Genomic DNA, 14,140 nt, shown 5'->3' with positions numbered 1-14,140 from the left:
TCACCTTTTTCGGATCAATTCAAATGAATCGGATAATGGTTTGGTGTACATTTGTCCAGCCAGTCTTCCTACCGGCTTTAACTTCTCTGAATCTATTTTGCCGTCGTAATAGAGTTCGTCATCGATTCTGACGCATTCTACCTTCCCGATCACAAGACTCCCTGCACCAGGATGATCGCCGAAGTGGAGAACCTCATGAAGAACGCATTCTAATTGAACCTTGCTTTCAGATACTCCAGGAGGCTTTACCATGATGGACTCTTCCTTCGTCAGACCGACTTGTTCGAATTCATCAACGCCAGATTCATATTCGATGGCACAATTATTCATTTTCTCCACGAACTCTTCACTGACGATATTGATGACGAATTCCTTCGTCTTTTCGATATTTTCAAGGGTATCTTTTTTGCTGCCATCCTTTCCCTTTCTCATGGGAGAGAAGCAGACGAGCATCGGGTCGGCACAAATGGCCGTAAAAAAGCTGTATGGTGCAAGATTCGCATTCCCTCCTTCATCAAGAGATGAAACGAACGCAATCGGACGCGGTAAAATCGAGCCAATCATTAATTTATAAGCATCCTGCCACTGAAGAGTATGCGGTTTGATATCCATCTATTTCACCCCTTCACTTTGTAAAATATCTTCCAACGCTTGTATGAACCTCTTGTTATCCTCTTCTGTTCCAATCGTGACCCGTACGGTCGTTGGGTACCCAAGAAGAGTTCCTGAACGGACGACCAATCCCCTTTTCACAAGCTCATATGAGACCGTGTCACCATTCAATCCGGTATCCACCATGATAAAGTTCGATTGAGAGGGGAAATAGGATACACCCAGACGGTCAAACTCCCCTTCTAAAAAGAGGCGACCCTGCTCGTTCTTATGAGTACACTCTCTTATAAATGCCTGATCTTCAAGGGCGATAATCGCTGACTTCTGAGCAACCGTATTTACATTGAAGACATCTTTCACTTTTCGGAGCTGTTCAGCTATTTCTTGGTTCATGACGCCGAAACCGACTCTTAATCCCGCAAGGCCATATATCTTTGAAAATGTTCTAAGAACAATCAGATTTTCGAATGTTGACAGCAGCGGCAAGGTTTCTAAATAATCATCGGTTGTGACGTATTCCATATAGGCTTCATCCACTACCACCAATATATGCGACGGTACCCTCCCGATAAATTCCAGGAGCTCTTTCTTTCCGACGATGGTCCCGGTAGGATTATTGGGATTACACACAAAGATCATCTTGGTGCTCGGGGTGATCTGGTCGTGCATCGCTTGCAGGTCATGAGTACCGTTGACTAAAGGAACGATAATCGGGGTGCCCCCTTCTAAGAACACATTGGTTTGATACCTGGGAAAAGTAACGTCCGCCATAATGGCTGCGTCACCGTTACTCAAATAGGCCCTCGTCAATAATCGGATCACTTCATCCGAGCCATTCCCAAACACGAGCTGTTCCTTAGGCACTCCTAAAAATGTCGCTACCTTATGACTAAGGTCGACGGCAGCTCCGTCTGGATACAAAAACAAGTCGCTTCCGTTTTCTTTAAACCACTGCTTCACTTTTGGAGAGCAGCCATATATGTTTTCATTTTCTGATAGCTTTCTGATAGAGCTCAGACCATGCTCCTTCTGTAAGTCTGAGAGCGTTTTCCCCAGCACATATGGAGCGATATGTGAGACCGCTTCTCTTGTTTTGAACTTCAGTGCCATACATGAATCCCCGCCTTCCTCATGGATGAAGGGGGTTGACTCACGTGTTAGCTTATCTTCTCGTTCAAATATAGTACCCGCAATCTGTACGATATTATGAGTAGAAGCAGCTAATCTCTTCATGAGTTAACCCCCTGACCGGTCCTTTGACCCCCGTTATATATGTTCTATCTATCTATTTTTTTATTTTTATAGGTTTCCTCTGCGTTCCTGCTCCCGCTCGATGGATTCGAATAATGCTTTGAAGTTTCCTTCTCCGAATCCTCTTGCACCTTTTCGTTGAATCACTTCAATGAATAGGGTTGGACGGTCCACGATTGGTTTTGTGAAAATTTGAAGCAGGTAGCCTTCGTCATCACGGTCTACTAAAATATTCAACTCTTTGATTTTAGAAATCTCTTCGTCGATTTCCCCTACACGCTCTGAAAGCATGTCGTAATAGGAATCCGGCGTGTTAAGGAATTCCACCCCGTTTTCTTTTAAAATACCGACTGTTTTCACGATGTCTTCGGTTAAGATGGCAATATGCTGAACGCCGGGACCACCATAGAATTCAAGGTATTCCTGGATTTGTGATTTGCGTTTTCCTTCGGCCGGCTCATTGATCGGGAATTTGATTCGACCGCCGTTATGCATCACCTTCGACATAAGGGCAGAGTATTCTGTTGTAATATCTTCATTCGTAAAATGACGCATTTCCTTAAAGCCCATCACTTTTTCGTAATACTCCACCCACTCTTCCATGCGCTCCACGTTTCCTACTACATGATCGACAGCGATGATGCCTGCATCTTCATTTTTCAGCGAAGAATCATACTTTTCAAAGCCTGGCATGAAGATCCCCTTATAATCTTTACGTTCTACAAGGGTGTGAATCGTATCCCCGTATGTACCAATGATGGCTTTTTTCAGTTTTCCGTTATCATCTTCGAGCGTAGAAGGGGGCATGATTTCAATCGCGCCGCGGGACACCGCTCCAGTGTAAGCCTTTTCAACATCATCCACCACAAGGGCGATATCTTTAATGCCGTCCCCGTGATGCTTCACGAATTGGGACACCCGGCTGCCTTCGTGCAGGCTTCCTGTAATCACCAATCGTACTTTATTTTGTTGCAGTACATAGGATACTGTGTCACGATTTCCTGTTTCCAGTCCTGAATAGGCAACGGTCTTAAATCCGAATGCCGTACAGAAGAAGTGGGCGGCCTGCTTTGCATTTCCCGTATAATACTCTAAATAATCGACATCTCTTACCGGGAAGACATCTTCTACTTTAACCTGCTTTTTTGCTACATTCTCTTGCATCCTGAACCCTCCATTAAACGTTAATTTATTCTGAATATTATATTAAATAGTTTTCTAGAACTTCTCAAGAGTCGCTAGTAAAGCTTAAACGCTTCTCTGCGTAAAAGCGTGTCCCTCACTTTATCTCGCCAGCTCTTTTTTTCGGGGAGGCATGTGCACGGCGTCTCCCTTTAATCCTTCAACCGCTTCTAATAAGCTTTCGTTCATACTTGGATGAGGATACACAGGAAAGCGAAAGTCCTCATCTCTCGCTGCCATTTCAAGGCCAAGCACCCCTGAGGTGATCAACTCGGCTGCTCCCATCCCCATTATATGAATCCCAAGAATCAAATCCGTTTCACTGTCTGACACGACTTTCACGAATCCATCCTTTTCATCCGTCAGCTGAGCGTACCCGTTTCCTCTGACAGGGTTCTCACTCACTCTAACCGAATAACCTTCCTCTCGTGCTTCCTCCTCGGTAAGGCCCGCACACGCAATTGGCGGGCTCATCTGCACCACCGTCGGCACAAACTGCAGATCTACCTCCACCTCTAGCCCAGCCATCGCCTCTGCAGCCGCCTTCCCCTGTTTGATCGCTTTGACTGCGAGGGACGGACCTTCCGTTACATCGCCGATCGCCCATATAGTTGGAATGGAGGTTCTTCCCTGATAATCCGTATGGATATAGCCTTCTTCTGTCAGCTCAAGGCCCAGACGGTCAAGGCCAAGGTCGCTTATATTCGGCTTTACTATTCCGCTCCCCACAAAATGAGAGCCTTCCAAAGAAACCACTTCCCCGTTCTCTTTGTCCAGCCTCACCATGACTTTCCCTTCTGTTTGGCTCGCAGTTTGCACGGTCGAATTCTTGATCACATTGATTTTCTGCTTTTTCAATTGCCTGAATAGCTCTTTTGAAATAGAAGAGTCAAATGAAAATTCATCATTTAAAATAAGCGTGACGCTGCTGCCCAATAGGGAGAAAACAGACGCGATCTCTAAGGAAATATAATCGCCCCCGTATACGATGAGTTCCTCTGGTATTTCCTCCAGCTGAAAAATTTCTCTCTCCTTCAGTACAAGAGTCGAATCAAATTCTATCCCCTCCGGGTAATGAAATTCACCACCAGTCGCGACGATGGACTGCTTGAAATTAAAGAGGGAAAACTCATGACCGTTTTCAACTCCAATGCGGGATTCTGACAGGAAGGATGCAGAACCCTTTACGATCTCAATCTTATTCGCTTTACAAAGGGATTCCACACCTTTTCGAAGCTGTGTGATTTTTTTATTTTTATAGCTTTGAAGAGTAGAAAGATTTGCTTCTACTTCCCCAAACTCCATCCCCATCTCTTTCAGGTGCTTCGTCTTTTTGAATTCTTGGGCAAAATGGGTAAAGACTTTTGATGGAATGCAGCCTTTATTCAAGCAGGTCCCGCCCAGCTCTTCTCTTTCGATCAGCGTCACATTCAGTCCTAAACCCGCAGCTCGAATGGCTGCATGATAGCCGCCTGGACCTCCCCCGATGACGACAATCTCTTTATCTTCTGTGATCTCTCCCACTACCATTTACATCAACTCCAAAAGCATGGACTCTGGCTGTTCGATCAAATCCCGTAATCGATTTGTAAACTTCACGGCCGTTCCGCCATCTACCACTCTGTGGTCAAACGACATAGACACATTCATCATGGAGCGGACGACAATTTCATCCTTATCATTCACCATAGGGCGTTTCTTCGTCTTATGGAAAGCGAGGAGGGCAACTTCCGGTTCGTTAATGATCGGAGTGGCTCCGATCGACCCGTTCAGGGGCCCTACGTTACTGACCGTGAAGGTTCCGCCTTTGATATCTTTCATCGTTAACTTGCCTTCCTGTGCGTTAATGGTCAATGCCTTCATTTCTCTGTGGATGTCCTTCATTGTTTTCCCTTCAACATGTTTTATGACGGGGACAATCAGTCCTTCGTCTGCATCTACAGCGATTCCAATATTGTGATGGGACTGGAGCTCGACACACTCCTCCTGTTCATTGAGACGGGCATTGAAGATTGGAAACTCTTTCAAACAGACAGAAATGGCTTTGATAAAATAAGCTCCAACGGAAATGGACCCGCCGCTCACTTTCATGGTATCTTTCCAGGATAGCAGATTCGTAACATCGATTTCTTCAAAATGGGTACAGTGCGGGATCGTTCTGAGTGACTGTGACATTTTAGAAGCAATTTGTTTGCGTCTGCCTCGAAAAGGAATGGTCTTTGTGACGGATTCTTTTGATGCTGCAGGTGTGACGGATTTAGATTCTTCCACTGGCTGTGGAGATGTATGACTTTCTCCTTTCATATAAAGGAAAATGTCTTCATCAAGGATTCTGCCTCCCACTCCGGAACCAACCACTTCCTCTATGTTGATACCATTCTCCCTTGCTATTTTCCTCGTATACGGGGATGCAAGGATCCTTCTTTTCTTCAACACTTGAGTTGTTTGTGAAATGGATCGCTCGCCTCCAGTCTGTTTCACTTGTTCATGATCCATTAACAGAACAGTGGATCCCACTGGAATCGTTTCCCCTTCACTTACCGTAAATTCCTTGATCACACCTGAAAAAGGTGCCGGAATCTCCGCAGTCATTTTATCTGTTTGAACCTCTACTAATGGTTGATCGGCTTTTACGACATCTCCCACTTTCACAAGAAAGTGATTGATATTGGCTTCGGTCATGCCTTCCCCAATATCATGAAGCTTAACTTCCATGGACTCCCTCCTTGTCTAATAGCGTGCTACTTTTTCCACTGCAGCTAATACACGTTTGCTGTCAGGTAGATAGAAATCTTCAAATCCGAAATAAGGAACAGGGGTATCGAATCCAGTCACCCGTTCAGTCGGCGCTTTTTGATATAAAAAGGATGTGTCATTGATAATCGCCAGCACATCATTTCCGACTCCACCGGTGGCATGGGCTTCATGGACGATCACGGTTCTTCCCGTTTTCTGGACAGAACTTGAAATGAGGTCCTTATCCAGGGGATAGAGTGTCCTTAGATCAAGCACTTCGCAGGAAATGCCTTTACCTGTCGCTTCCTTAGCAGCATCCTCAGCTATCTTCACCATGGCCCCCCATGCGATGATCGTGACATCTTCACCTTCCTTGACTACTTTTCCTTTCCCGATTTCCACCGTATACTTTTCCTCCGGTACTTCTTCACGTGAAGATCGGTAGCATCTCATAGGCTCCAAGAAGAGAACGGGATCCGGATCTTCAATGGCAGCAATCAACAGTCCCTTCGCATCATACGGTGTTGCGGGACAAACGACTTTAATTCCCGGCATATGTGTAAATAGCGCTTCCGTGCTATCGGAGTGAATTTCAGGGGCTCTGACTCCAGCACCATAAGGAGCGCGTATCACCAATGGACAGGTGAAATGACCAAGAGTACGGGAACGCAACCGGGAAGCATGGGTCATGATCTGTTCGTATGCTGGATAGATGAACCCCAGAAATTGGACCTCAGCTACAGGACGAAAACCGTTTAACCCCATACCAATAGCCGCTCCAATAAACCCTGCTTCACTTAAAGGTGTATCGAGAACCCTGTCTTCCCCAAATTCCTGTTGAAGACCGTCCGTTGCCCGAAACACACCACCATTCGTTCCGATGTCTTCACCCATCAATAGGACATCCTCGTTTTCCTCAAGCATCACCCTCATACCGTCCGTGATGGCTTGAACCATCGTCAGCGTCTTCATTTTTGTTAAGGTGCTCATTCTACTCACCTCTCAATAGCTCAAGGAGCTTTTCTTTTTGTTCTTGAATCGTCCACGTTGGGGTGGCAAACACATAATCAAAGATCACACTCGGATCTGCTGCTGGATAGGCTTCTAACTCCTCGACGGCAAGATCCACTTCCTTCGCACATTCCTTTTGAACAGACGTCATCCACTCTTCATCGATCCAGCCTTTATGCTTCATGAATCTCGTTAAGCGATCAACAGGATCGTTCTCCCTGCGACGGCTCTCACTTTCCAGCTGATCACGGTATTTGGTCGGATCATCGGCAGTCGTGTGGGCACCATATCTCCACGTCACGGACTCGATCAAGGTAGGTCCGTCCCCATTTCTCGCTCTCTCCAATGCTTTCAACGTTTCAAAATAAACAGCAAAAATATCATTGCCGTCGATTCGAACACTTGGAATGTCATAGGCAAGAGCCTTCTGGGCAATGGTTTTCGTTTTCATTTGCTTGTGCATGGGAACGGATATGGCATAGTGGTTATTTTGATTAAAAAAGACAACCGGGGCCTCCCAGACGCTTGCCAGGTTCAATCCTTCATGGAAATCACCCTCTGAAGTGGCACCATCTCCAAAATAAACAATGGCTGCATTACGTGTTCCTTTTCTCTTCTCCGCATAAGCCGCCCCTACCGCATGTGGAAGCTGGGTCGCTATCGGAATACCGGGAGTGAAAATATTCTTTCCTTCCGGGGGCACACATCCTTCATTCCGACCTTTCCAGAATAGGAGGATATGAAGCAGGGAATGTCCGAATGTCATGGTTGCGCCATGATCACGATAGGATGGGAATAACCAGTCTTTGTCCTTTAGGGCAAGTGCGCTCCCCACCTGGGACGCCTCCTGTCCTTCATAAGGAGCATACGTCCCGATCCTTCCCTGACGTTGGAGACTCACCGCCTTCCTATCAAAGGTACGGATCCTGATTAAATGCCGATAAAATGTACGGGCCAAGTCTTCTGAAATATCCTTTTCATACTCCCATTGAAGTAATTCTCCTTGTTGATCAATTACCTGAACCAATTTAAATTCCTCGATCATTTCATCACCTCTTGTGGTGCTTTTTTGTCGTTACGGTAAACTCTTGATTTGCTTTTTTATGTCCTAACCGACCATTTCGGACGTTTTGCGTGGGAGAAAAAGCTGTTTCTTCTTGTGCGTGAATGAATGCGGTCTTCACAGAAACGATTGGCTGCTTCGACTGTGGTCATGTGCTGGTTTTCTGATTGCAGGTAAATATTCTGGAGGCTGTTATAGATGGCACTTGTTTTTTGGAGTACGCGTTCTTTGTTAGGTTCGTATAATTCGTCAGCTACTTGAATCAATCCGCCTGCATTGACGATGTAATCAGGTGCGTAAAGAATCCCTTTTTCATGCAGCTGCATTCCATGAGACAGGTCCAATAATTGGTTGTTGGCAGATCCTACAACCGCTTTTACTTTCAGCTGATCAATCGTATGATCGTTGATGATCCCGCCAATTGCACATGGTATGAATACATCCGCATCAACTGAGTAGATTTCATCCCCGCCTACGACCTTGATCGCTGCTCCCATACTTTTCGCCTTGGAAACCAACTGATCGATGGATTTCTGGCTAATATCCGTTACGTAGAGGTCCGCTCCCTCTTCCAGTAGACGCTCGGCTACCTTATATCCCACTTTTCCCAACCCTTGAATGGCGTAGCTTTTTCCATGAAGATCCTTTGAACCCCACACGTTTTGGTTGGTTGCCTGCAAGCCGTAGATCACTCCCATGGCAGTCGGGATGGATGAATCTCCACTACCTCCGTACTCTTCATTAACGCCTACAATACAATTCGTTTCTTTTAATGCATAAACAAAATCTTCAGGCGTGGTCCCCATGTCTGTCCCTGTATAGAATCGTCCGTTAAGGGATTCAACGAATTGACCGAAGGCACGGAACAGTTCCGGATGTTTGTCTTTTTCAGGATCCCCGATAATAACCGCTTTTCCTCCTCCAAAGTCCACATCGGCCGCGGCACATTTGTAAGTCATTCCTTTTGATAAACGTAAAACGTCCTCCAATGCTTCATCCACTGATGCATAAGGTCTCATTCGACATCCGCCCAGTGCAGGGCCGAGAGTGGTATTATGTATGGCGATGATGGCTTTGAGTCCTGTTTCTTCATCGTTGCAGAATACAACCTGCTCATGATTTTGTATTTTCTGAAACATATCCATTTCTATTCCCCCCACAAGCTCTCTCGTTGGAACCGCTTTCATTTTTGTCGTTACGTTAGGCACTAAAGCTTCCTCCTTTTACATTCTTATTCAAGAAGTGGTCAAAACTAGTTTTCTTTTATTCTTTCTTTGATTTTTTCTTTTGGCAGGACCACTTGCTTTACTTCACCTTTTCCAATGAGTCTGTCACTCTCTCTATCTCTGACAGTCACTTCGGTTACGATGATATTTCGTTCATATTTAATAACGCTCGCTTTAATTTCAAGAGAGGAACCGATTTTCGCCGGAGCCATATGCTCAACGTTCACTTTGGCTCCCATACCTTCTTCATGTTCTTCTAAATAGGGTAGAATGATTTTTCTCGATGCCCATTCCATGTGGTAAACCATCGAGACGGTTGAATACACAGGATGTACGACGTTTCCTTCAAACTGGGCATACATGCTGGGGATTACTTCTGTCGTGACGACTGCCGTATGTCCTTCTGCTAATCCAGACTTCATTGCTTTCCCCCTTTAAACCAACAAATTATATATTTTTATATAACGTTAATTCAACGATATAATAACATTTTGTTTTATAAATAGTCAATAAATTGTTAAAATTTAAAATATTATATTAATATAAGTTATGCAGAGGGACGGACCTATCGGCGAAGCCGAAGGTCCGTCCCTCACTCAAATGCGAAGGCGGCTTGCTCAGAGGCGACAAGCATAAGTCAAACTTGCCGGAAAGGCGTCTTTTGCCTTCTTGGTAAGTTTGACTTATGACCTCGAGCCTCTAGCCGCCAACGCTAGGCGACTCCCTTCCAGATAAACAATTAAAATATTCCAAACACAAAAAAGCAACGGAACAAAGTCCCGTTGCTTTTTGTAGAAGGTTGTTAATCTTATGAAAGAAGTGCCCGGTCGCTTGCGAGTTTGCTTCCACGGATCCGTTGGAATTCATGTAGAAGTCCTTCGACTGTGAGGTGCTTCTTCTCTTCTTCATTTACCTCTAATATGATTTGACCTTTATCCATCATGATCAATCGGTTGCCAAGGTCAAGCGCCTGCTGCATGTTATGGGTCACCATTAAGGTCGTGAGCTTATACTTCTCTACAATCTCTTTTGTCAGGTTTGTAATCAGATCAGCTCTAGCAGGATCCAATGCCGCCGTATGCTCATCCAGCAATAAGATCGACGGCTCGGTAAATGTCGCCATCAGTAGAGAGAGCGCTTGCCTTTCCCCGCCTGATAATAATCCTACCTTTGCATTCAATCGGTTTTCTAACCCTAAGTGAAGAGTTTCCAGTACTTCTTTGAAAAACACTCTCCGTTTTTTGGTTACCCCCATTTTAAAGGTACGCGTACGATTTCGTGAATACGCCATAGCAAGGTTTTCTTCTATGGTCATGGAAGGCGCCGTTCCTGCCATGGGATCCTGGAACACGCGACCGATGAGCTTTGATCGTTTATACTCGGAAACCTTCGAGACGTCATGATCATCGATGAGAACATTTCCGATATCTGGCAGAAGCACACCTGAAACGATGTTCATCAATGTCGATTTCCCAGCTCCGTTACTTCCAATCACAGTGACGAAATCCCCTGGTTTCAGAGTCAGCTGGATGTCATCAAGGGCGATTTTTTCGTCAGGTGTCCCTTCATTAAATACTTTGTGAATTCTATTTAATTGTAACACCGCTCTCACCCTTTCCATCTGTGATAGGAGCCTTGTTTATTCGTTCTGCCATTCGCTGGGCTTTTCGTTTCTTATCCTTGTAGCGATCCATCACTTTAGGCATCACAAGTGCAAGAATCACGATTGTCGCCGTGATCAGCTTCATATCTCCCGTTTCCAGGAAATCGACACGAAGTGCCATGGAAACGACCAATCGGTAGATGATCGCTCCTCCAATGACAGCCAATGTAGTACGGGCGATTGTTTTCGTTCCAAATAGGGCTTCTCCAATGATGACGGAAGCAAGTCCAATGATAATCATCCCGATACCCATTCCAACATCTGCAAAACGGCTATACTGAGCAATCAACGCACCGGATAGTGCAACCATCCCGTTCGAGATTCCCAAGCCAAGAATGATCATTAGATTCGTATTAGCGGAAAAGCTGCGGATCATTCGCTGATTATCTCCTGTCGCTCTAAGGGCCAATCCAACTTCCGTTTTCAAAAAGCCATCCGTTAAAAATTTAATGACAAGGGTAATGATCGTCATGATGAATAAAATGCTCCATGTTCCCGGTACAGGCTCCCCGAGTCCGACCGCCATCCACAATTTATTGAGAGCGGCATCGATCCCGAGTGGTGACCAGAATCCTTCCACCCCTGTAAAAGCAGTATCCTGACTAAGTAAAGGTACATTCGATCGTCCCATTATCCTGAGATTGATTGAATAAAGAGCAATCATCATTAAAATCCCTGATAATAAGGCATTAATCTTTCCAAATGTGTGAAGTAATCCTGTTATACATCCTGCAACAAATCCGATGACAATCGCTGTAATGGTTGCGATGACTGGATTTACGCCACTGACAATCATGGTGGCAGCGACAGCGGCTCCCGTAACGAAGCTGCCATCGACTGTTAAATCAGGAAAATCCAATATCCGAAAGGACAAGTAGACTCCGAGGGCCATAATAGCGTAAATGATTCCAGATTCAAAGGATGCGAATATTGCTGTTGGCACGAATCATCATCCTCTCTTATTTCTCTTCGTAAAACTCTCCTAAATCAGACCATGCATCCTGGACTTCTACACCTTGCTCTTCAGCAGCTTGCTTATTGATCATTAACTTAAAATTCTTTGGATACTCAACATTGATTTCAGAAGGTTTCTTTTCACCTTTTAAAATTTTTGCAGCCATCAATCCCGTTTCGTACCCAAGATCTTCGTAGCTGAATCCACTAGCTGCAATCGCACCTTTTTTCATTGAATCCAGTTCACCCACAAATAAAGGAATATCTTTATCATTTGAGACACTGATGACTGATTCCAATGCAGATACTACCGTATTATCAGTAGGAACGTAAATCGCATCCACACGACCTACCAGTGATTCTGCCGCTTGCTTTACATCAGCTGACGTAGATACAGAAGCTTCAACAACTTTTGCTCCCTTTTCTTCAGCAAGCTTTTTCACTTCTTCAGCCTGTACAACGGAGTTTTGTTCACCTGAGTTATAAATAACACCAATATTTTTCGCTTTCATTTCATCCGTAATAAATGAAATTGTCTTAGAGATTGCTTCAGGATGAGTATCTGTGGTTCCTGTGATATTCTCACCAGGCTCCTCGAAGGATTTCACTAATTCAGCACCAACGGGATCAGTCACTGACGTGAACACGATTGGAATTTCCTTTGTAGCATTTAATGCGTGCTGAGCACTTGGGGTTGAGTTTGCAAAGATGAGGTCGACGCCATCACCAACGAAGTTCTTGGCGATCGTTTGTGAATTTGTAGGATCCCCTTGAGCAATTTGAACATCAAACTTCACATTTTTACCTTCTTCAAGGCCATTTTCAGCTAAAGCTTTCTTAAAACCTTCAAACGCTGCATCTAAAGACGGATGTTCCACAATTTGGGTTACCCCGATAACATATTGTTTTTCACCATCTCCTCCACCTGAGCTTGTATCACTACCACAGCCCGCTAAAACCAGCATTCCCAGCATCATTGAGATGACAACAAGTAATAAACTCTTCTTCTTCACAGAAATCCCCCTTTTTCTCTTCCTAATTTATGATCAGTAGTCTAGTAGACTAGCAAACCCAAGTATGATAAAAATGATCTTCAGCGTAAATACAACGTTATATTATCACTCCTGTCACAAAATAGTCAATAATATTCCGAAAATTTAAAAATTAATACTAGTATAGTCGGTATTAGCAGTGATTTCTAGAGGGATTCGGGGAAAATTTTTCTGAAGGACTCCAATTATCCTGGATATTCGATAGTTTCTTGCTATAGTTTTTCTACTTCACGCTCTTCTTTTCATACTGTTGTGCTGAAATCTACTAAACTTGTGCCACTTTCACCAAAACTTGTGCCAAATTGTGAACACCACCATAAAAAAGACACTTTCCCAATTAAGGAAAAGCGCCTTTCACAACAATCTATTAAGATTCCACACCGCTGCCCGAAAGCTTCCTAAAAATCCCCTGGGCATCATTTATCATTCTCTCTACCAGTTCCTTCACAGTCGGAACATCTGACACAAGGCCAGACACCTGCCCTCCGTTGATAAAGCCTTGATCCAGCTTGCCTTCAAGTGCCCCTACACGATGATAATCCTCCGAGGTCATTTGACTGAACTCTTCAAGTTCGACCCCCTCTTGTTCTTTTTGAATCAGTTGTGCAGCATAAGGCGTTTTCATGACCCTTCTTACCCTTCCGATAGAACGCCCGACGATGATCGTGCTATCATCTTTTGCTTCCACTAGTGTCGATTTATAGTTTTCATGAAAAGGAGCTTCCTGTGTAGCAATGAACCTCGTTCCCATTTGCACACCACTGGCACCTAGCGCGAGCATGGAAGCGAGTCCCCTTCCATCACCTATTCCTCCTGCTGCGACCACAGGAATGTCCACGGTATCCACGAGTTGTGGAATTAGGGCAAGCGTTGTCGTTTCCAGATTGGAGTTGATCCCGGCAGCCTCATAACCTTCCGCCACGATCACATCTGCACCGGCGTCTTCCGCTTTCTTTCCCTGCTTTTTAGATGCGACGACACAAATCACCTTAACATTGTGCTCATGAAAGTACGGGATGAGTGGGGCGGGATTTCCAGCTGACAGGGAAACGACTGGTATTCGATGAGTCACCACTAGGCGAATCATTTCCTGCAGGTGTGGGGTGATGGAGATCGGGATGTTTAATGCGAATGGCTTGTTTGTTCGTTTCTTGGTTTCAACAACAATCCCTTCCACTTCCTCCACACTCATCGTTCCGACTCCGATCGTACCGAGTGCCCCGGCTTCCGAGATGGCTGCGGTCAACTGGGCATTGCTGATGTTCCCCATTCCCCCTTGAATAATTGGATATTTTATATGTAATAGTTCGGATAGGTTATTCATAAAAATCCCCCTTCGTTAAATTAATGTTATACTTTTTGGAATTGTTAGACAAGTATATATTTTGTA

The 14,140-nt window shown here is 44.8% G+C and carries 13 protein-coding genes; all 13 read right to left on the bottom strand.

What is annotated here, in order from left to right:
- Window positions 1-612, bottom strand: a complete 612-nt coding sequence (locus AAEM60_RS02395; protein WP_299741416.1) for a flavin reductase family protein — start codon at window positions 610-612, stop codon at window positions 1-3.
- Window positions 613-1,845 (bottom strand): histidinol-phosphate transaminase, encoded by a 1,233-nt coding sequence (hisC, locus tag AAEM60_RS02390; RefSeq protein WP_341357308.1) that lies wholly within the window; start codon window positions 1,843-1,845, stop codon window positions 613-615.
- Between the two features lie 66 nt (window positions 1,846-1,911).
- A complete protein-coding gene (gene hppD / locus AAEM60_RS02385; protein ID WP_341357307.1) occupies window positions 1,912-3,027 on the bottom strand; it encodes a 4-hydroxyphenylpyruvate dioxygenase in 1,116 nt (371 codons plus the stop codon).
- Window positions 3,028-3,147: 120 nt separating this feature from the next.
- Window positions 3,148-4,575 carry a dihydrolipoyl dehydrogenase gene (gene lpdA / locus AAEM60_RS02380; RefSeq protein WP_341357306.1) on the bottom strand — a complete coding sequence of 476 codons (1,428 nt, stop codon included), beginning with the start codon at window positions 4,573-4,575 and terminating at the stop codon, window positions 3,148-3,150.
- Window positions 4,576-5,760, bottom strand: a complete 1,185-nt coding sequence (locus AAEM60_RS02375; RefSeq protein ID WP_341357305.1) for a dihydrolipoamide acetyltransferase family protein — start codon at window positions 5,758-5,760, stop codon at window positions 4,576-4,578.
- A 15-nt stretch (window positions 5,761-5,775) separates the two neighbouring features.
- On the bottom strand, window positions 5,776-6,771 hold the full coding sequence (locus AAEM60_RS02370; RefSeq protein WP_299741412.1) for an alpha-ketoacid dehydrogenase subunit beta: 996 nt from the start codon (window positions 6,769-6,771) through the stop codon (window positions 5,776-5,778).
- A 1-nt stretch (window position 6,772) separates the two neighbouring features.
- Window positions 6,773-7,837 carry a pyruvate dehydrogenase (acetyl-transferring) E1 component subunit alpha gene (pdhA, locus tag AAEM60_RS02365; RefSeq protein WP_299741411.1) on the bottom strand — a complete coding sequence of 355 codons (1,065 nt, stop codon included), beginning with the start codon at window positions 7,835-7,837 and terminating at the stop codon, window positions 6,773-6,775.
- 56 nt (window positions 7,838-7,893) lie between these two features.
- Window positions 7,894-9,000 (bottom strand): Glu/Leu/Phe/Val dehydrogenase, encoded by a 1,107-nt coding sequence (locus tag AAEM60_RS02360; protein ID WP_299742626.1) that lies wholly within the window; start codon window positions 8,998-9,000, stop codon window positions 7,894-7,896.
- 107 nt (window positions 9,001-9,107) lie between these two features.
- Window positions 9,108-9,503, bottom strand: a complete 396-nt coding sequence (locus tag AAEM60_RS02355; protein WP_341357304.1) for a hotdog domain-containing protein — start codon at window positions 9,501-9,503, stop codon at window positions 9,108-9,110.
- A gap of 386 nt (window positions 9,504-9,889) precedes the next feature.
- Window positions 9,890-10,684, bottom strand: coding sequence for an ABC transporter ATP-binding protein (locus AAEM60_RS02350; RefSeq protein ID WP_299741409.1), 795 nt, complete (start codon window positions 10,682-10,684; stop codon window positions 9,890-9,892).
- Window positions 10,668-11,687 (bottom strand): ABC transporter permease, encoded by a 1,020-nt coding sequence (locus AAEM60_RS02345; protein ID WP_299741408.1) that lies wholly within the window; start codon window positions 11,685-11,687, stop codon window positions 10,668-10,670. Before AAEM60_RS02345 ends, AAEM60_RS02350 begins: the two co-directional genes overlap by 17 nt.
- 16 nt (window positions 11,688-11,703) lie before the next feature.
- On the bottom strand, window positions 11,704-12,675 hold the full coding sequence (locus AAEM60_RS02340) for an ABC transporter substrate-binding protein (RefSeq protein WP_044339235.1): 972 nt from the start codon (window positions 12,673-12,675) through the stop codon (window positions 11,704-11,706).
- A 442-nt stretch (window positions 12,676-13,117) separates the two neighbouring features.
- Complete coding sequence (locus AAEM60_RS02335) at window positions 13,118-14,074, bottom strand: nitronate monooxygenase (protein WP_341357303.1); 957 nt, start codon at window positions 14,072-14,074, stop codon at window positions 13,118-13,120.
- Window positions 14,075-14,140 lie beyond the last annotated feature (66 nt).

Origin of the sequence: Rossellomorea sp. y25 (genome assembly GCF_038049935.1) — a bacterium.
Lineage (GTDB): Bacteria > Bacillota > Bacilli > Bacillales > Bacillaceae_B > Rossellomorea.
This window is presented reverse-complemented; position numbering and strand designations above follow the sequence as displayed.